The following is an 18,585-nucleotide window of genomic DNA, read 5'->3' on the forward strand; positions in this document are numbered from 1 at the left end:
CCGGCGGTCCGCTGCGAGTTCGCGCAGCGGGCTCAGCGTGTTCCGTTGGAGCGCCTCTTCGCGTGTGTCAGTCCGGCTTCCCGTCATGGTCCCCGAGCGGCCTGTCGGGCCAGTCCACCCAGCGGTCCGCGCGGGTCAGCTCGTACGCCTCGTTCATCGGGTAGCGGATGCGGTTGTCGTCACGCGGGCGTTCACCGATCACCATCAGCCGGACGTCGTCCTTCGTGTTGTTGATGAAGGTGTGGCAGATGCCGGTGCCCGCCGGAAACGCGACGGAATCGCCTTCGGCAACGGGGTAAAGCACGCCGTCGATCCAGACGTCGGGCTTGCCTTCGAGCACGTACACAAATTCCTGCTCGGTGCTTTCGGCATGCGGATAGGACGTCCGCCGGCCCGGCAGAAGCCTCACGTGATGGATGCCGATACGCGTGATGCCGAGTTCGGCGGAAAGCGGTGCGTCCAGCGCCATCGGCTCGGTGTCGCCGCGATAGCAATGCGCTTCCGGTTCTTCGAGCTCGGTCCAGTGCTTGATGAAGTCGGGGCGGGTCATCGGTTGCACTCCTTTCGGGGGATGTCGAGGGTAGCGGTTCAGGCGCCGACGTTAGCGGTGACTTGCGCCCCATCTCGGCGAATGGACCTCGGCCGATAACTTACCAGCGAATGCGGCAGGACGATTGCTCGCCGAATATCTCGAGCGATCGTGGCAGCGAAGCCGGCAGGCGTGATCTTGGCCGCCGGCCGTGCGGGAAGTCAGGTGCCGGGCGGCGAGATTCATGGCTGCCCGGATCTTGCGGATCGGGCGGTAGACGACATCTACGGAGATCAGCACCGCACCTCTTCTTGCGTTGCGCGAAAAACGTCGGCGTCGCTGCGCACAAGTGCCGCCCGCCGCGTATCGCCGCGACTACAGCCAGCCGTTGCGGATGAACTCGACGATCGAATAGCGGCGGTGCTCGAGATCATGCTGCCGAACGGCGTCGACGATGCGCGACACACCGTCCGCGTAAGGCGTCGCGCCCGCCACGCGCGATTCGAACTGCAGGCTGCACGCACCGTCGTCGATGCGGATCCGGTGAATCGCGTGGCGGCCGAGCTGGTCGTCGGCGACCGCGAATTCGCTGCGCTGTACGTCCGGGTCGCGCACGGAGCGGATGTCTTCCGGCCGCACGCCGAGCGATTGGCCGATCCCGACGGCCGTGCCGGGGACAGACGTCTTGCCGGTCTGGTGCGACTCGGTCAGGCTGATCCGGCAGTCATGAAACAGGTGGCCGCTGGTTTCCAGCATGCTCATGAACTTGAGCATCAGGATGTTCGTGTTCGGACACAGCACGACCGGGAACGCGTGCGAGCCGGTTTCGAGCTCGGAGCCGGTCGACAGCTCGACGAGTGGCGATCCGGTGGCCTCGCAGAACGCGATGACGTCAGCGAGTTCGCGGCCGGAACCGGCGTGCACGACGATCGTTCGGGCCTCGCTACGCTGCGCATCGTTGCGCGCGCTGTCCGACCAGGGGATCACGCGGCAGGTGGCCGGGTCGAGCCGGTGTGCGTCGAGCAGCTCGCTGGCCAGCTTGCCGGTTCCTACGACGAGTACTTGCATGGAATTGACGGGTTGAAGTTCAGGAATCGGGACGGGCGCGGCGCGGGCCGTCGTCGGGTGCCTCGGCACGGTCGCGGCGCGTGGCGCCGGAGCGGCCTCGCGCATTATGCCCGGCTGGCCGCCTGCGTGCCCGCCGGGCCTCGCAGGCGGGCGGCCCGGTGCGTCAGCTTGCCGACACAGTCGGCAGCCACGCATTTGCCGCGTTTTGCGTCGCGAGTTGTTTCGCGATCGAGCGCGCGAGGCGGTCCGTATCGGATGCCACCGTGTCGTGCTTCACTTCCGACACGCCATGCAGGCCGGCGCCAACCGCCGCCGACGTCGCGAGGCGGCCGGCCGCCGCGCCGACCCCGGCGGTTTCCACCATGCCGGGCAGATGGCCGCTGTTCGCGCTGGACGAGAACGTGCCAAGCGGCTGCGGCGCGCCATGCGCCGGCTGGAACAGCACGGTGACCGATGCCTTCACTTCGCTCTTGCCCGCGCCGAGCCCGATCAGCGTGCGGCGGCGGCGGTTGCCGGCGTCGATCGACTCGAACCGGCCTTCGACGACCAGCGCGTCGCGTCCGTCGGGCACCGGGCCGCGTAGCGCGGGGATGCCTTGCGACCGGAGTTCGCGCACGAGGGCGTCGGCGAGCTGCTCGCGGGTCTTCAGCGCGCTCTGCTGGCGCTGTACGTCAGCGGACGAGCCTTTCGCGAGGGTCGCAATCTTGCTGATCATCCCGCCGTCGACCTTGACGTCAGTCGTGTCCACATCGAACGGGGACACATAGACGACGTCCGCACGAACCTGCGGCTGCGTGTGGGCGGTCGGCGCGGCGGTCATGGACGTGGTCGCGGTCGATGCGCAGCCGGTCATCGCGAGGGTGCCGGCGATCAGCGCGACACTGGTCAGACGTTTGGTGTGGGCAGCAAGTGCGTGAAGGGAAGAAAACATGTCGATCTCCGTGGCCTGGGTGAAGTTGCCGATACTGTCGCGGCATTCAGGAACGCGAACGATCGGAAGCGGGGCGTGATCGCTGGCTGGGGAGAGGTTTCATGCCGTTGCGCAACACGCAGGCGCAAGTATGCGGAGGTCAGGCGTGATACGCCACGCAGGAATTATGTCGGCGCATGTCACATGCCGCTGCGCGCGGATACGTGCGGCCGTGGGGCTGCGAGGCAGATAATCGATCGACGGTCAGACGGTCAGACGGTCAGACGGTCAGACGGTCAGAAGGCCAGAAGGCCAGAAGGCCAGAAGGCCAGAAGGCCAAACGGCACACTACAGGCGGCAGGCGGCAGGCGGCAGGCGGCAGGCGGCAGGCGGCAGGCGGCAGGCGGCAGGCGGCAGAAGCCAGAAGCCAGAAGCCAGAAGCCAGAAGCCAGAAGCCAGAAACCAGAAGCCAGAAACCAGAAACCAGAAACCAGAAACCAGAAACCAGAAACCAGAAACCAGAAACCAGAAACCCGAAGGCAAACAACCCATCACGCCGACAGCGACCGCCGCACCGCTCCCGACGCATCGAGCGGCAACGCGACGACGGCCTCCAGCCCGCCGCCATCGCGGTCGCGGAACGTCAGCGAGCCGCCGTGCAGGCGGGCGATCCGCTCGACGATCGCGAGTCCGAGGCCCGTGCCGCCCGCATGGCTGCGCGCGTTCGCCCCGCGGCTGAACGGCGCCTTGAGCCGTTCGAGTTCAGCCGCGCCGATACCGTTGCCGCGATCGCTGACCACCGCATACGCGATGCCGCGTTCGGTCCAAGTGCGCACGCCGAGGCCCGTCCGGCCGTAGACGACCGCGTTCTGCATCAGGTTCATCAGCAGCCGCATCAGGCTGATCGGACGGAATGCGAACGCGGGCACCTCGCCTTCGTCGAAGTCGAATTCGTGGCCGAGCCCCGCGAAATCCGCGACGAGCTGGCCGATCAGCGCATTCAGGTCGCCGGTTTGCGGCGTTTCTCGCTCACCGCTGCCCGCGTAGTCCATGAATTGCTGCAGGATCGTATCGATCTGGTCCAGGTAATGTTCGGTCGACGTGGTGAGCGCGTCGTGCGTGCCGCGCGGCAGCGCCATCGCGATCGCCAGGCGCAGCTTGGTGAGCGGCGTGCGGATGTCGTGCGACACGCCGGCCAGCATCAGCGAGCGGGTCGCTTCCGCCTGTTGCAGCGCGTCGGCCATCTGGTTGAACGCGCGGCTCACGTCGGCGATTTCGGTCGGGCCGTCGGTGGGCAGCGGCGGCGGGCGTTCGCCCGCGCTGACGCGCTGCGCCGCGCGCGCCAGCGCGTCGAGCGGCCGGTTCAGGTGGAGCTGGATCAGGTAGCCGGTCAGCGCCGCGAGCAGCGCCAGCCCGACCGACAGCACGAGCGCTGTCGTGATGCCGCTCGCCTGCGCGTCGGCGGCCATCGGCAGCGGCACCCACACCGGCGAGCCGGCCACATGCAGCCGGATCCACAGGCGTTCGTCGTCGCCCGATTGCCAGCGCGCCGGAAGGTCAGGCGGCAGGTGGCGTTCGAGCGCCTGCATGAACACGTCGCGCTGCCAGGTGCGGAAGAAGGCCGCCAGGTTCGGCGCTTGCGGCGGTGTGGCGGGCGGCAGCGCGGCCTGGCCGCCGAACTGCGCGATGACCGTGCCGCCAGCATCCGGCGGCAGGCTGGCGAGCGTGCGGTCGAGCAGCTTCACATAGTCGGAAAAGACGATCGAGGCCCGCTCGATGCGCGGGCGCTGCACGTAGTGCAGCAGCACGGTGAGCGAACAGGCGAGCGACAGCGCGACGAGCGCCACCAGCAGCGCGATGTTGCGCGCAAGCAGCGAGCGCGGCAGCGGGATGCGCATCACGAATCGACGCCGGCCACCAGCATGTAGCCGATGCCCCAGACGGTCTTGATGAAGCGCGGCTTGCCGGGATCGTCCTCGACGATCTGGCGCAGCCGCAGGATCTGCACGTCGACACTGCGGTCGAGTGCGGCATGGTCGCGGCCGCGCGCGCGGGCGAGCAGGTTCTCGCGGCTCACCGCGCGGTTCGGCGACGAGCCGAGTGCATGCAACAGCAGCATCTGTGCTGAGTGGATTTCTACGGGCGTGCCGTCGCGCATCAGCGTCTGCTGGCCAACGTCGAACGTGAATGCGCCGAAACGCAACCGCTGCGACGTGACCGTCGGCTCGCCGGCCGCCATCTTCTGCCGCCGCAGCAGCGCACGCACGCGGGCCACGAGTTCGTCGGGGAGAAACGGCTTCGCCAGGTAATCGTCGGCGCCCGTCTCGAGGCCGACGACCTTGTCCGCGGCGTCGCCTTTCGCGGTGAGCATCAGGATCGGCAGCGTCTGGCCTTCGGCGCGCAGGCGCCGGCACACGCTCAGGCCGTCCTCGGGCTCCATCATCAGGTCGAGCACCAGCAGATCGTACGGTTCGCGCTGCAGCAGGCGGTCGAGCCGCTTGCCGTCGGCGACCGCGCGCACCTGGAAGCCATGGCCGGTCAGGAAGCGCTGCAGCATGTTGCGCAACTCGGCTTCATCGTCGAGCACGACGATCCTGCAGGACTGTTCCATCGCTTGCCTCCCGGTGCCGTGCGCGGCCGGATTGTCGTGCGGGTTCAACGGGCCGCCATGCGCTGGCGCATGAAACCGGCGAGCTGCTCGAGCGTGACGTAGCCGTTGTGCTGCGTGTCGATTTCGTCGAAATGCTGCGCGACCATCGGCATGCCCGCGGCGGCCTGCTCGCGGGTGAGCTTGCCGTCGTGCGTCGTGTTCGCGCTGGCGAAGCGGGTCTGCAATTGCATCAGCGCGCGTTCGACGCGTGCACCGCCGTTCGCCGTGCCGGGCGGCACCTGCTGGGCCGACGCTGCTGCTGAGACGATACACAAAACGACGACGGCAATCATCTTCTTGATGGACTTCATGGGGTTTCTCCTTGCGTGGCCGACGGTCTGCGCCGGCCGGGTGGTTGATGAAACGGATGGAAAACGAAACGAAACGAAGCGGAACGCCGCGGCGCCGGGTTACGCCCAGTGCGCCGGCACCCACACGCGGCCGGCCCAGTGGGCGGGCACCCAGATGACGGCGCGCGGCGGGTGAGCGACATACACGGCGCGCGGGGCGACGTACACCGAGCGCGGCAGCGGCGGCGCGAGGTACAGGACCTTCGGCGGCGGGGGCGCAACGTAGACGACGCGCGGTGCGGGCGTGACCACGACAGCCTTCGGCGGCGCAACACGCACGACCTTCGGCGGGGGCGGCGGCGTGACGACGATTGCGGCGGGCGGAGGCGGCGGGGGCGTGACCACGACGGCGGCCGGTGCGGGCGCCGGTGCCGCGACAGCGACGGTGGCGACGGGCGGCGGGGCCGTCACGAACACTGCGGCAGGCGGGGTCGCCACGACGGGCACCGGGACAGGAACCGGCACCGTCCCGCCGGCCACGACGACCGCGCCGCCTGCCGTCGTGCTGCCGTGGATCACGGTCGTGCCGCCGGTCGAGACCGTGCCGCCGTGGACGACCGTCGAGCCGCCCGACGTCGTCACGACACCCGGCGCCACGCGCGTCGCGCTGCCGGAATGCGTGACGGTTCCGCCGTCGGTGCCCGTCACGGTGCCCGAGCGCGAGCAGGTCGAGCCTGCACAATTCGTCGATGCCGTGTGGCTGGCCGTGTTGCCGTTCGCGCCCGTGATCGTGCCGCTCGACGAATACTGGCCCGGGCCGTTGCGCGTCACGCTGCCCGACGTCGTTGCGCTGTGGCCGTCGGAGCCCGTCAGCGACCCGGTGTGCGAGCAGGTGCCGCCCGCGCAGCTCGTGTCGCCGCTGTGTTCGACCGAGCGCCCATTCGGGCCGACGGCCGTGCCGCTGTTCGAGAACTGGCCGGGCGCGGTGCGCGTGACGGTGCCCGTGTTGGTCGCGATACCGCCGGCGGGGCCGATCACGCCACCCGCATGCGAGCAGCTGCCGCCGCCGCACGAGCCGGCATGCGCGCCGTTGTAGGTGCCGCGCGGCGTGTAGGCGGTGCCGTGGCCGGCCCAGCCGGCGAAGGCCGGTGCGCAGGCGAAGGTGAGGGCGGCGGCGGTGACGAGGAAGCGGGTTTTCATCGGGTGTCCTTGCGGTTCGTTTCGGTGCACGCAGTGGCGTGGCGACGGGACGAACTTTAGGGCGATGACACGCGCCCGTCGCGTCATAAAAGATGTCGCGGTGTTACACGTGGCCTGCCGTTTCGAGGTACGACGAATGCGTGCGTCGGCCGCGCCGATCGCGGGCATGCCGCGCCAGGGAAGGCTGTTGGCGATGCGGTCGCGGGACGGCGGGGTGCCGTGGCACGAGTGCGGAGCATGTCGTGCGCAGCGCGAATGTGTGTCGCGGCGACATGCGGCGACATATTTGCCGGCCGATTCATGCGTGTTTTGTGTCGAGCCGCGTCATGCGAATTGAACGCATGCGGTACGCCACATGCGATTGGAACAGCCTACTCCGTAACAGTGAGCCGCCGTCGCCAACCATCCGAAGAATCGATTTCCTTCCGATTGGTAACGACAGTGTTCACCTGTCGCGCAGGGCTTATCTGTCGGCCCGTGTCATGTTGTGTGCACCGTCGACCGGATTCGTCACGGGCGACACATTTACCGCCGGACTTGCGTACCTGCAGCCACGAACCGGCCACGCTCCTGTCTGCAAGTGTCCGTGCCCGCCATGCACCACCGGAACGCCTTCCGCCTCGGCATGCTGAAACAAATCTCCGGCCGGACACACGTAGGAACAGCCCCAAACCGGCCACGCTCAAGTCCACCAGCGCCCGCGCACGGCAGGCACCGCTTGAACACCTTTGCCCGCGACTTGCGGCGACACATTTCCCGCCGGACTCACATCCGCGCGTCAACAAACCGGCCACGCTCAAGTCCACCAGCGCCCGCGCACGGCAGGCACCGCTTGAACGCGTTCGCCCGCGACATGCGGCGACACATTTCCCGCCGGACACACATCCGCGCGTCAACAAACCGGCCACGCTCCGGTCCACAAGCGCCCGCGCACGGCAGGTACCGCTTGAACACTTTTGCCCGCGACTTGCGGCGACACATTTCCCGCCGGACACGCATCCGCGCGTCAACAAACCGGCCACGCTCCTGTCCACAAGCGCCCGCGCACGGCAGGCACCGCTTGAACGCCTTCCCCCGCGACATGCGGCGACACATTTACCGCCGGACACACATCCGCGCGTCAACAAACCGCCCAAGCTCCAGCCCACAAGCACCTGCGCCTGTCACGCACCACCTGACCGCCACGCTCCGCGACATACCGCGACACATTTCCCGCGTGGTCTTTCCATTCCGCGCCCACTACAGTGCGTTCCATTCGACGCGATGGCAGCCCGTGCAGCCGATGACGCGTCCGACTCAACCGGAGGAAAGGCCCATCATGCTCACCACTACAGGAAAGCTCGCGTACTACGTCACGCTCTTCGTCGTCGCCGTCTCGCTCGTCGAGGCGGTCGTGCTCACCTGGCGCCGCGCCCGCGGTCCCGAACCGTTCGACTGGAACGAGGTATGGCTGTCGCTCGCCGATCTCGCGGGCCGCAAGCTGCTCGCGCTGGTGCCGCTGTCGCTCGCCACGCCGCTGTTCGACCTCGCGTGGGCGCACCGGCTCTTCACGATCCCGCTCCACAGCGTCGCGCTCGGGCTGCTCGTGTTCGTCGGCCAGGAGTTCTGCTACTACTGGTATCACCGCGCGTCGCACCGCGTGCGCTTCTTCTGGTCGACCCATGCGGTGCATCATTCGCCGAACCAGTTGACGCTGTCGTCCGCGTTTCGCCTCGGCTGGACCGGCAAGATCGCCGGCGCCGCGATGTTCTTCACGCCGCTGGTATGGCTCGGCGTGCGTCCGGAAGCCGTGCTCGCGATCCTGTCGTTCAACCTGATGTACCAGTTCTGGCTGCACAACACGTGGATCCCGAAGCTCGGCTGGTTCGAATACGTGTTCAACACGCCGTCTGCGCACCGGGTGCACCACGCATCGAACCTCGACTATCTCGATGCGAACTACGGCGGCGTGCTGGTCGTGTTCGATCGCCTGTTCGGCACCTATGTCGCCGAACGCGCCGACGAGCCGTGCCGTTTCGGCCTCGTCACGCCGACCCGCTCGCGCAATCCGTTCGTCGTCGAGCTCGAGCACTGGGCGAGCCTGGCCCGCGACGTCGCCACGGCCCGCGACGTGTGGACCGCGATCCGTTTCGTGATGCTGCCGCCGGGCTGGCGCCCGGACAACCAGGGCGAAACGACGGAGGAATTGCGCCGTCGCAGCCTCGTCGCCGTGCGCACGGATGCGTGAACGGCGCTACGCTGTGGCGCATTGCCGGCCGCGCACGCATGCCGCGGCCGGCATGACTCATGCAACACGCATCAACAAGCAACCCTCGATCCAGGAGAAAACATCGATGGAACACGATCTCAAAGGCAAGGCAGTCGCGATCACCGGCGGATTCGGCCATCTGGGCGTCGCGACGGCCGCGTGGCTCGGCGAGCGGGGCGCACGCGTCGCGCTGATCGGCCGCGGCGCGGCCCCGGCGGCGCAGGCGCTGCCCGGCGTGCCGGCCGACGCGCTGCGCATCGGCGGCATCGATCTCGTCGATCCGCAGGCCGCCGCGCAGGCGCTCGATACCGTGCAGCGCGAATTCGGCCGGGTCGATGCGCTGCTGAACATCGCGGGTGCGTTCGTGTGGCAGACGATCGCCGACGGCGACGCCGCCACGTGGGACCGCATGTACGAACTGAACGTGAAGACCGCGCTGAACGCGTCGAAGGCCGCGCTGCCGCACCTGCTGGCGAACCCGGTCGGGCGCATCGTCAACATCGGCGCGGGCGCGGCGTTCAAGGCCGGCACGGGGATGGGCGCGTACGCGGCCGCGAAGGCCGGCGTCGCGCGGCTCACCGAGGCGCTGGCGGCCGAACTGCTCGACCGTGGCGTGACGGTGAACGCGATCCTGCCGAGCATCATCGATACGCCGCCGAACCGCGCGGACATGCCGGACGCGGATTTCACGCGCTGGGTGAAGCCGGAGCAGATCGCGGCGACGATCGCCTTCCTGCTGTCGGCCGACGCGCAGGCGATCACCGGCGCGTCGATTCCGGTAACCGGCCGCGTGGCATAGCGCGGCGGGGCAAGGGCAGGGGCTCGCGCCGCGGCCGGCCGTGCGTACAATGTCGCACCGGATTGCGCGAGCCCAGCCTGAGACCATGCATCAACCCAATATCCTGATCGTCGAAGATGAAGTGGCGATCGCGGACACGATCATCTACGCCCTCGGCACCGACGGCATGCAGACCGTCCACTGCACGCTCGGGCAGGCGGCGCTCGATCATCTGCGCGACACGCGCTTCGATCTCGTGGCGCTCGACGTCGGCCTGCCGGATCTCAGCGGCTTCGAAGTGTGCCGGCGGCTGCGCACGTTCTCCGACGTGCCGGTGATCTTCCTCACTGCGCGGCACGATGAAATCGACCGGATCGTCGGGCTCGAAATCGGCGCCGACGATTACGTGATCAAGCCGTTTTCGCCGCGCGAGCTGGCGGCGCGGGTGCGCGTGATCCTGCGGCGTTTCTACCGGACGGCCGCCCCCGAATCGCCCCTCGCGCCTGCACCCGCCCCGGCCGCGACCATCGCACCGGGCTTCACACTCGACACCGACGGCGCGCGCGTGTCGTGGCTCGGCCACGCACTCGACCTCACGCGCTACGAATTCGGACTGCTGGCGCTGTTGGTGCGCCATCCGGGGCGCATCTATTCGCGCGAACAGTTGATGGACCTCGTGTGGCACGAGGCATTCGATTCGGCCGACCGCACGGTCGACACGCACATCAAGACGTTGCGTGCGAAGCTGCGCGCGATCGACCCCGAACGCGACCCGATCCGCACGCATCGCGGGATGGGTTATTCGCTGCAACCGTAACGACCGGCACCGTCCATGCATATCGGCCTGCGCATCTTCTTCGGTTTTTTCCTGATCGTCGGCCTGGCCGCGCTGATCACGCTGCGCGTGTTCGTGCAGGAGGTGAAGCCGGGCGTGCGCGAGGCGATGGAGGACACGCTCGTCGATACCGCGCAAGTGCTCGCGACGCTGGCCGCCGCCGACATGGCGAACGGCCATATCGCCGACGGCGTGTTCGCGCGGCAGCTCTCGAATCTGCACGAACGCCCGATCAGCGCGAACGTGTGGGGTGTGCAAAAGAACACGATCGGCTACCGTCTCTACATCACCGACGCGCATGGCATCGTGCGCTACGACTCGTCCGGGAAAGCGGTCGGGCAGGACTATTCGCGCTGGAACGACGTGTACCGGACGCTGCGCGGCGAATACGGCGCGCGCAGCACGCGCAGCGATCCGAACGACGACAGCAGCACCGTGATGCACGTGGCGGCGCCGATCCGTCGCGGCAACGAGATCATCGGCGTGCTGACGATCGCGAAACCGAACCAGACGGTCGCGCCGTTCATTGCGCGCAGCCAGCGCAAGATCATGCTGTACGGCGCGCTGCTGATGGGCGGCGCGATCCTGATCGGCGTGGCCTGCACGTGGTGGCTGGTGGTCGGGCTGCGGCGCCTGCAGCGCTATGCGCGCGCGATCGCGGCGGGCGAGCGGGCCGACATGCCGCTGCAGGGCGCGAGCGAACTGGCCGAGCTCGGGCGCGCGGTGGAAAGCATGCATCAGCGGCTGGAGGATCGACAGTACGTCGAGACCTACATCCACACGCTCACGCACGAGATGAAAAGCCCGCTGGCGGCGATCAGCGGCGCGGCCGAACTGCTGCAGGAGGAGATGCCGGTCGCGAACCGCCGGCGCTTCACCGAGAACATTCGCCGCCAGGCCGGCCGTCTCGAACAGATGATCCGCAAGCTGCTCGCGCTTGCTGAAGTCGAGCAGAAGCAGCGCCTGTCGGTGCGCGAACCGGTCGCGTTGCGGCCGGTGCTCGAACAGCTCGTCGACGATATCGAGCCGCGCGCGCGGCAGCGCGGCGTGAACCTCGCGATCGACGCACACGACGCGGCCGACCCCGCGGTCGTCGAAGGCGATCCGTTCCTGTTGCGCCAGGCGCTCGGCAACCTGCTCGACAACGCGCTGGATTTCGCGCCGCGGGGCAGCACGATCCGCATCGCGCTCGAACGGCAGCCGGCGGGCAAGGCGCACGTCGCCGTGGTGCGGGTTGCCGACGACGGCCCCGGCGTGCCCGACTACGCACTGGCGCGCGTGTTCGAGCGCTTCTATTCGCTACCGCGCCCCGACGGGCAGGATCGCAGCACGGGCCTCGGGCTGTGCTTCGTCCGCGAAGTCGCGATGCTGCATCGCGGCCAGGTCGCGCTCGCGAACCGCGACGACGGCGGCGCGTGCGCGACACTCACGCTGCCGTCGGCGGGCTGAGCGCGCTTCACGTTCGCCACACATTCGCTTCACACCGGCTTCAATCGCCCTTCACCGGGGCTGCTCATGCTGACCGTACCCTTTTACTCCGGTACTTGTCGGCCATGAATCGAGTCCTGTTGTTCAAATTCGCGATCACCGCGTTTCTCGCGCTGCTGATCCTGATCCCGCTGCAGATGGTGCAAAGCATCGTGCAGGAACGCTCCGCCTATCGCCGGGATGCGCTGCAGAGCATCTGGTCGAGCTATGCGGGGCCGCAGACGGTGGCGGGCCCCGTGCTCGTCGTGCACTACACGGAAATCACGCGCGTGCGCGACGATGCACCGGCCGGCCGCGTGGCCAAGACGAGCCTGCGAAGCGAGACGAAGCGTCTGCTCGTGTTTCCGAAGACGCTGAACGTCGACGGCACGCTGACGACCAGCGTCCGCTATCGCGGCATCCACAAGGCGCTGGTGTACGAGCTGGCCAGCCGGATGACCGGCACGCTGCCGTTGCCGGACCTGAAGAAGCTGCCGCAGGCGGACGGCCACGTGAGCTTCAAGATCGACGAGGCTTATGTCTCGATCGGCATCGGCGACATTCGCGGGCTGACCGCGCAGCCTGACCTGCGTATCGGCGGCGCGCGCTTCGACGTCGAGCAGGGCACCCGGCTGGACAGCCTGCGCCAGGGTGTGCACGCGAACGTCGATCTCGCGGCGTTGGGCGATGCAAACGCGGGGGCGGTCGTGCCGTTCAGCGTCGACCTGCCGCTGCGCGGTGCGGATTCCGTCGCGTTCGCGCCGGTGGGCGACCAGAACGATTTCTCGCTGAAATCGACGTGGCCGCATCCGAGTTTCGACGGCGCGTTCCTGCCGAACAACCGCACGGTCGATGCGCGCGGCTTCACCGGCAACTGGCGCGTGACGTCGTTCAACACGAAGGCGCGTGAACAGATCACGTCGGGCAACGGGGAAGGGGCGATCGAAATGGCGTCGGTGTCGGTGATCGAACCCGTGAACGTCTATCTGCAGGCCGAACGCGCGACAAAGTACGGCGCGCTGTTCGTGATGCTCACGTTCGCCAGCTTCTTCATGTACGAACTCGTGAAGCGGCTGCGTATTCACCCGATCCAGTACACGCTGGTCGGCCTGTCGCTCGCGCTGTTCTTCCTGTTGCTGCTGAGCCTGTCCGAACACATCAAGTTCGCGTATGCGTATCTCGCGGCAAGCGGCGCATGCATCGGGTTGCTCGCCTTCTACCTGTCGTTCGTGCTGCACAGCGTGAAGCGCGGGGCGGTGTTCGCGGTGCTGCTCGCGGTGCTCTACGCGGCGCTCTACGGGTTGCTGCTGTCGGAAGACAACGCGCTGATGCTCGGTTCGCTGCTGCTGTTCGCGATCCTCGCCGGCATCATGACGCTCACGCGCCGCGTCGACTGGTATTCGCTCGGTGCCGCGTGGCAGCCGCTGGCCGACAAGGCGGGTGCGGGCGCCGCGAAGCCGGGCGCGCAGGCGAAGTAAGCGCGCGGGTGTGGGCAAGCGCGCTGGCCGGGGAGACTACGGCCGGCGCGTCATACTGCGCATCGCCGCATCGCCGCATCGCCGCATCGCCACATCACGCGCGCGACACAGGCCGGCGAAACCGCGCCATCGGAATCTCGGCCACAGCGGTGATCTCGATCAGCAGATCGGGATGGTAGAGACGCTCGACCTGAACGGTCGTCGTCACGGGATAGGGCTCGGCGAAGTAAGTCTTGCGGATGTCGCCGGCCTGCATGAAGGCATCGATGTCGGTCGCGTAGTGCACGAGCGAGATCACGTCCTGCATCTGCCCGCCCATCGTCGCCAGCACGGCACGGATGTTGTCGAGCGTCTGCCGCACCTGCGCGCGCATGTCGCCGTGGCCGACCACCTCGCCGTCGCGGTCGAGCGCCACTTGCCCCTTCAGATGCACGATCCGGCCGTCGCCCTGGATCACGGCCATCGAGAACGCGCCGAACGGCGCCCAGACTGCCGGGGGATTCACTGCTTCAGCCATGACGCAACTCCTGTGTGGCGTGAACGGGTCGGGCACAGCGGATCGATGTCGTCGATCATCGCGCCATTATGGATGCAATCGCTTTTGCGCTGCCTGCTGCCGGTGCGAACCGCCTGTCCCGATCGGGCGGCTCCCGGGCGGCGATATTTTTTCTTTCGCGGTGTGAATCGATTCGACTGTTGACGTAGCAGTAATTCTGCCGCGATTCGCACCTGGAGCACGTCTGCACCGATATGATGCACACGCGCATTCAGCGGTCGGGGACGCGCATGGTCCGAGGGGCGGGCCGATCACGCGCCCGCTATCGCTTCTCGTCAAAACAAGGAAAACAACATGTGTACGAGTTTTGTGATCCGCACGGTGGATGAGCACGTCGTCTATGGCAGAACCATGGAGTTCGCAGAGGATCTGGGTTCGGTCCCGATCGTCATCGAGGCCGGCAAGACGCTGTACGCGTCGCCGCCGCTCGGCAAGCAGGGCAAGAGCTGGACGACGAAGTACAAGGCGATCGGGATGAACGGGCTGAAGATGCCGATCCTGGTGGACGGCATCAACGAGGCGGGGCTGGCCGGCGGGATGCTCTACTTCCCGGAGTTCGCCGAGTATCCGGCGCTGACACCGGAGAACACGGCGCACGCGTTGGCGCCGTGGGATTTCCTCACCTGGGCGCTGACCGGCTTCGACAGCGTGAGCGACGTCAAGCAGGCGCTCGATGGCATCGTCGTCGCCGATATCCCGCACCCCGCATTCGACGGCGCGCCGCCCTTGCATTACACGCTGCATGACGCGAGCGGTGCATCGCTCGTCGTCGAGCCGGTCGGCGGCGAACTGCGTGTCCACGACAACCCGCTCGGCGTGATGACCAACTCGCCGCCGTTCGACTGGCATTGCACCAACCTGCACAACTACCTGAACCTGTCGCGCGTCACGCCATCGAGCAGGACGCTGTCGCTGTCGCGCGACGCGAAACACGTGAAGCTCAAGGCGTATGGCCAGGGCTACGGGATGCTGGGCCTGCCCGGCGACATCACGCCGGCGTCGCGTTTCGTGCGCGCGGTCGGGTATGCGACGTACGCAGAAAATCCGCATAGCGGCGCGGACGCGATCCGGCTGGCCGAACACATCATCAATACGTTCGACATTCCGAAGGGGTGGATCAAGGAGGACGTCGAGCACGATCAGCCCGTCTACGAATACACGCAGTGGACCACGATCGCCGACCTGGAGGCGCGCAAGTATTACTTCCGGACGTATGACGATACGGTAATGCGTGTGATCGACCTGGCGACGTCGAAGGTGTCGACGGTCGCGTCGCCGACGCACGTCGAACTGACAATCGTCTAGCCGTTCGGCCTGCTGGAAGCGGCGGTGGCCCGGATCGACCTATACTGGTCGTCTTACTTCACCGGACCACGCCGTGCCGAACCAACCTTCCGGGGATCCGTCCGTCGACGATCCCCGTCCGACCCCGCCCATCCAACCCGAACTGGAAGACTGCTGCAACAGCGGCTGCTCGCCGTGCGTCTTCGATCTCTACGACGAAGCCCTCGCGCGCTACCGCGTCGAGCTGGCCGAATGGGAAGCGCGCCAGGCGCAACGCAAGCATCACGCGTGAGCCGGATGCCGGCGAGCGGCTGCACTTGCACCGCTTCCGCGTCGGACCCTGCCGTCGCTGCGATTCCCGTCGCGCTTACGTCCCGGGATGCAGCCGCCGATGCAGCGGCCCGAGCATGGCCGACAGCGCGATGCACACGAGCAGCACGGCCGTCAGCGCGAACGTCGACGTCCTGAAGCCCTGCACATAATCGAGCGCGGCCGGATGCGCGCCGAGCCGGGCGAAGAACATGCCGCCGAGCGTGGCCGCGCCGACCGCCGCACCGATCTGCAGCATCGCGGTGACCATCCCGGATGCGACCCCCGCGCGCGCCGTGTCGACCTCCGCGAGCACGATCCGCACGACCGACGGCAGCACGAGGCCCTGGCCGATCCCGATCGCCGCGATCCCCGCGTAAAAGCCGGGGCCCGGCGCGGCTGCGCCCGCCAGCGCGGCGGCCGTCGCGACGCCGGCCGCGAGCATCGCGAAACCCAGCGTGAGCACACGATAGCCGCCGAACCGGCCGACGAGTCTCGGCATCAGCAATGGGCTCGACAGGAAGCCGAGCCCGAGCGGCAGGATCGCGAGCCCCGACGCGAGCGGCGACCAGTCCAGGCAGCCCTGCAGGTAGATCCCGTAGCTCAGGAAGAACGCGCTCAGCGTATAGAACAGGAACGCCAGCACGAGCCCGAGCGCGACGACGGGGTTGCGCAACAGGCGCACGTCGAGCAGCGGATCGTGTCCGCGTGCGAGACGGCGCGCCTCGACTGCCAGCAGCGCACCGAGCATCGGCAGCGCGCCGACGAGGCACGCGACCATCCACAGCGGCCAGCCGGCCTCGCGCCCGTGCGTGAGCGGGTAGACGAGCATCAGCAGGAACAGCGACAGCAGCACCATGCCGGGCACGTCGATGCGCTGGCCTTTCGGCGGCCGGCTTTCCGGGATGAAACGCCAGCTGCCGATCAGTGCCAGGATGCCGATCGGCAGGTTGACGAGGAAGATCGCGCGCCAGCCGAGCCCGAACGGATGCAGGCTGATCAACGCGCCGCCGCCGAGCTGGCCGATCACGGCCGCGAGGCCGAACACGAAACCGTAGAAGCCCATCACGCGCACCTGCTCCTGCGGGCTGAACACGCTGCGGATCGTCGCGAGCACCTGCGGCGCGAGGATCGCGGCGAACAGGCCCTGCAGCACGCGGCCGCCGACCAGCACCGCGCCGCTGCCGGCGAGCCCGCACAGCGTCGACGCGACGACGAAGCCGGCCATCCCGATCATGAACATGCGCTTGCGGCCGTACAGGTCGCCGAGCCGGCCGCCGGTGATCTGCACGACCGCGTTCGCGCACGCGTACGCCGACACGACCAGCTGCAGCTCGGCCGGGCGCGCGCCGATGCCGTCACGGATGGCCGGCAGCGCGAGATTCACAATGAAGTAGTCGAGCGGCGGCAAAATCGCGCCAACCAGCAGGACCACCAGCGCCCAGCCGTGATGGCTGCGCGGCGTCGCCGCGGCGGCCGTGCCGGCCGGCACGCAGGGGGCAAGGGTGTCGTTCGTCATGGAAGCAGGTCCGAAAGAATGAGTGCCACATTCACGCCGGACGCGACACCAGATGCGCCGGTTCGGCCGTGGACGGGCGATTGACCCCCATTCTGGGTGGTGGCGATGAATCGGAAAAGCGGGAATTGGTGGTAGCATCCATCGGGTTAATCGATGGATGGAGAATGGCGATGCGCGGTTTCGATCTGGATCAGTTGCGCACGTTCGCGGCGGTCGCGGACGCCGGCAGCCTGACGGCCGCCGCGCCGCTGCTGCACCTGTCGCAATCGACGGTCAGCGAGCAGGTACGCAAGCTCGAATCGCGTGCCGGCGTGCCGCTGTTCGTGCGCAGCAAGCGCGGGGTCGAACCGACCCCGGCCGGCTCGCGGCTGCTGCAGCACGCGCGGCGCATCGTCGCGCTGAACGAGGCCGCGTTCGACGAAGTGCGTGGGCAGGCGATCAAGGGCGAGCTGCGCGTCGCGATCACCGATTACTACCGGACCAACGAAGTCGCGGGCCTGCTCGCGCGGCTGCGGGAGTGCTACCCGCAACTGAGCCTGCACGTCAGCGCGATGAAGAGCGCGGATATCGAAACGGCGCATGCGCGCGGGCAGGTCGATCTCGGCGTGGTGATGAACCTGTCGAGCGGGCCGTTCCGGCCGGCGTCGGCCGATACGCGCTGGGTGCTGCGGCGCGAGCCGCTGTCGTGGGTCGCATCGCCCGCGCTGGCCGAGCAGTTGCCCGAGCCGCTGCCGCTCGTGCTGCTGCCGGACGACTGCATGATGCATCAGGTCGCGGTGCGCTCGCTCGACGAGCAGCACACGCCGTACCGGCTCGTGCACAGCGCGTCGGGGGTCGCGGGGCTGCAGTCGATGCTGGCGGCGGGGCTTGGCGTGGGCTGCCTGTGCGCGTCGGCGATCGGCGAGGGCCTGATGCGGCTCGGCGCGAAATACCGGCTGCCGCCGCTGCCCGACGCGGTGTTTTCGCTGACGCCGCCGATGCCGGGCGAACGCGAAACCGTCACGCAGGCGCGCGAGGTGCTGTCGCGGCAATTGCTGATGTAAAACCCAGTCGCACGACCTGCGGCGGCGCGTATCTGAGAGGCGCGCGAAGGAACATAAAAATGAACGACGAACTGCAACGCCAGATGGCCGCGAAGCTGCAGGATGCGCTGGAGCGCGTGGTCGACGAACGCTCGCTGATTCACTTCCTGCGCGTGCTCGGCCACGACTGGAACAAGGAGCGGCAGCTCGAGGCCGACGTGCCGCCGTCGCCGTATTCCCGCGCCGCGCTCGGCTGGGAAAACCACTCGATCGGCGAGTACCTGGACGCGATGGTCGATTGGGCCGAGGCGTCGGAGGAAGGGCTGCGCTTCTACGACCTGCCCGACAATCCGTGGCGGCGCATGGCGGACATCCTGTTCGCCGGGAAAATCTACGAATAGCGCCGCTCGGGCGATTCGTTCACTGCGTTCGTGACCGTCGC

19 protein-coding genes are annotated in these 18,585 nt (G+C 67.9%); 9 read left to right on the plus strand and 10 right to left on the minus strand.

The window, feature by feature from the left end:
- Positions 1 to 67: 67 nt before the first annotated feature.
- The 8 genes from BCEP18194_RS27280 to BCEP18194_RS27310 all read right to left on the minus strand — a co-directional run bounded on the left by BCEP18194_RS27280 (position 68) and on the right by BCEP18194_RS27310 (position 6,647).
- Complete coding sequence (locus tag BCEP18194_RS27280; protein ID WP_011354511.1) at positions 68 to 550, minus strand: cupin domain-containing protein; 483 nt, start codon at positions 548 to 550, stop codon at positions 68 to 70.
- A gap of 354 nt (positions 551 to 904) precedes the next feature.
- A complete protein-coding gene (locus BCEP18194_RS27285; protein WP_041493227.1) occupies positions 905 to 1,597 on the minus strand; it encodes a dihydrodipicolinate reductase in 693 nt (230 codons plus the stop codon).
- Positions 1,598 to 1,760: 163 nt separating this feature from the next.
- The gene (locus BCEP18194_RS27290; RefSeq protein WP_011354513.1) at positions 1,761 to 2,528 is read right to left on the minus strand and encodes a DUF4410 domain-containing protein; all 768 of its coding nucleotides are present in this window, start codon (positions 2,526 to 2,528) and stop codon (positions 1,761 to 1,763) included.
- Positions 2,529 to 2,787: 259 nt separating this feature from the next.
- On the minus strand, positions 2,788 to 3,054 hold the full coding sequence (locus BCEP18194_RS40255) for a hypothetical protein (RefSeq protein ID WP_081436661.1): 267 nt from the start codon (positions 3,052 to 3,054) through the stop codon (positions 2,788 to 2,790).
- A gap of 4 nt (positions 3,055 to 3,058) precedes the next feature.
- Positions 3,059 to 4,405: an ATP-binding protein gene (locus BCEP18194_RS27295; protein WP_011354514.1), complete on the minus strand. Its 1,347-nt coding sequence runs from the start codon at positions 4,403 to 4,405 to the stop codon at positions 3,059 to 3,061.
- The gene (locus BCEP18194_RS27300) at positions 4,405 to 5,118 is read right to left on the minus strand and encodes a response regulator (RefSeq protein ID WP_041493228.1); all 714 of its coding nucleotides are present in this window, start codon (positions 5,116 to 5,118) and stop codon (positions 4,405 to 4,407) included. The genes BCEP18194_RS27295 and BCEP18194_RS27300 overlap by 1 nt, the downstream gene beginning before the upstream one ends.
- 44 nt (positions 5,119 to 5,162) lie before the next feature.
- Positions 5,163 to 5,468, minus strand: a complete 306-nt coding sequence (locus tag BCEP18194_RS27305) for an EF-hand domain-containing protein (RefSeq protein WP_095211908.1) — start codon at positions 5,466 to 5,468, stop codon at positions 5,163 to 5,165.
- 99 nt (positions 5,469 to 5,567) lie between these two features.
- Positions 5,568 to 6,647: a hypothetical protein gene (locus BCEP18194_RS27310; protein ID WP_011354516.1), complete on the minus strand. Its 1,080-nt coding sequence runs from the start codon at positions 6,645 to 6,647 to the stop codon at positions 5,568 to 5,570.
- Between the two features lie 1,318 nt (positions 6,648 to 7,965).
- Between BCEP18194_RS27310 and BCEP18194_RS27315 the strand changes: the two genes are divergently transcribed.
- From BCEP18194_RS27315 to creD, 5 genes are all read left to right on the plus strand, one after another.
- Positions 7,966 to 8,874, plus strand: a complete 909-nt coding sequence (locus BCEP18194_RS27315; protein WP_011354517.1) for a sterol desaturase family protein — start codon at positions 7,966 to 7,968, stop codon at positions 8,872 to 8,874.
- 106 nt (positions 8,875 to 8,980) lie between these two features.
- Positions 8,981 to 9,694, plus strand: a complete 714-nt coding sequence (locus BCEP18194_RS27320) for an SDR family NAD(P)-dependent oxidoreductase (protein ID WP_011354518.1) — start codon at positions 8,981 to 8,983, stop codon at positions 9,692 to 9,694.
- A gap of 85 nt (positions 9,695 to 9,779) precedes the next feature.
- The gene (gene creB, locus BCEP18194_RS27325) at positions 9,780 to 10,490 is read left to right on the plus strand and encodes a two-component system response regulator CreB (RefSeq protein ID WP_011354519.1); all 711 of its coding nucleotides are present in this window, start codon (positions 9,780 to 9,782) and stop codon (positions 10,488 to 10,490) included.
- A 15-nt stretch (positions 10,491 to 10,505) separates the two neighbouring features.
- Complete coding sequence (gene creC / locus BCEP18194_RS27330; RefSeq protein WP_011354520.1) at positions 10,506 to 11,957, plus strand: two-component system sensor histidine kinase CreC; 1,452 nt, start codon at positions 10,506 to 10,508, stop codon at positions 11,955 to 11,957.
- Between the two features lie 104 nt (positions 11,958 to 12,061).
- On the plus strand, positions 12,062 to 13,453 hold the full coding sequence (gene creD, locus BCEP18194_RS27335; protein ID WP_011354521.1) for a cell envelope integrity protein CreD: 1,392 nt from the start codon (positions 12,062 to 12,064) through the stop codon (positions 13,451 to 13,453).
- Positions 13,454 to 13,547: 94 nt separating this feature from the next.
- Here the strand turns inward: creD and BCEP18194_RS27340 are convergent, their stop codons facing one another.
- Positions 13,548 to 13,970 (minus strand): RidA family protein, encoded by a 423-nt coding sequence (locus BCEP18194_RS27340; RefSeq protein ID WP_011354522.1) that lies wholly within the window; start codon positions 13,968 to 13,970, stop codon positions 13,548 to 13,550.
- A gap of 333 nt (positions 13,971 to 14,303) precedes the next feature.
- On the opposite strand from BCEP18194_RS27340, the gene BCEP18194_RS27345 reads away from it, so the two are divergent.
- Both BCEP18194_RS27345 and BCEP18194_RS27350 read left to right on the plus strand, forming a co-directional pair.
- Entirely contained in the window at positions 14,304 to 15,314 is a 1,011-nt protein-coding gene (locus tag BCEP18194_RS27345) for a choloylglycine hydrolase family protein (RefSeq protein WP_011354523.1), read from the plus strand.
- Positions 15,315 to 15,387: 73 nt separating this feature from the next.
- Positions 15,388 to 15,585 carry an oxidoreductase-like domain-containing protein gene (locus tag BCEP18194_RS27350; protein ID WP_011354524.1) on the plus strand — a complete coding sequence of 66 codons (198 nt, stop codon included), beginning with the start codon at positions 15,388 to 15,390 and terminating at the stop codon, positions 15,583 to 15,585.
- Positions 15,586 to 15,660: 75 nt separating this feature from the next.
- Here BCEP18194_RS27350 and BCEP18194_RS27360 read toward each other — a convergent pair whose 3' ends face one another.
- Complete coding sequence (locus BCEP18194_RS27360; RefSeq protein WP_011354525.1) at positions 15,661 to 17,121, minus strand: MFS transporter; 1,461 nt, start codon at positions 17,119 to 17,121, stop codon at positions 15,661 to 15,663.
- Between the two features lie 170 nt (positions 17,122 to 17,291).
- On the opposite strand from BCEP18194_RS27360, the gene BCEP18194_RS27365 reads away from it, so the two are divergent.
- Together BCEP18194_RS27365 and BCEP18194_RS27370 are read left to right on the plus strand one after the other, a co-directional pair.
- Entirely contained in the window at positions 17,292 to 18,164 is an 873-nt protein-coding gene (locus BCEP18194_RS27365) for a LysR family transcriptional regulator (protein ID WP_011354526.1), read from the plus strand.
- 59 nt (positions 18,165 to 18,223) lie between these two features.
- A complete protein-coding gene (locus tag BCEP18194_RS27370) occupies positions 18,224 to 18,544 on the plus strand; it encodes a DUF7660 family protein (RefSeq protein WP_011354527.1) in 321 nt (106 codons plus the stop codon).
- The last annotated feature ends 41 nt before the right edge of the window (positions 18,545 to 18,585 follow it).

Origin of the sequence: Burkholderia lata (assembly GCF_000012945.1) — a bacterium.
Classification (GTDB): Bacteria; Pseudomonadota; Gammaproteobacteria; order Burkholderiales; family Burkholderiaceae; genus Burkholderia; species Burkholderia lata.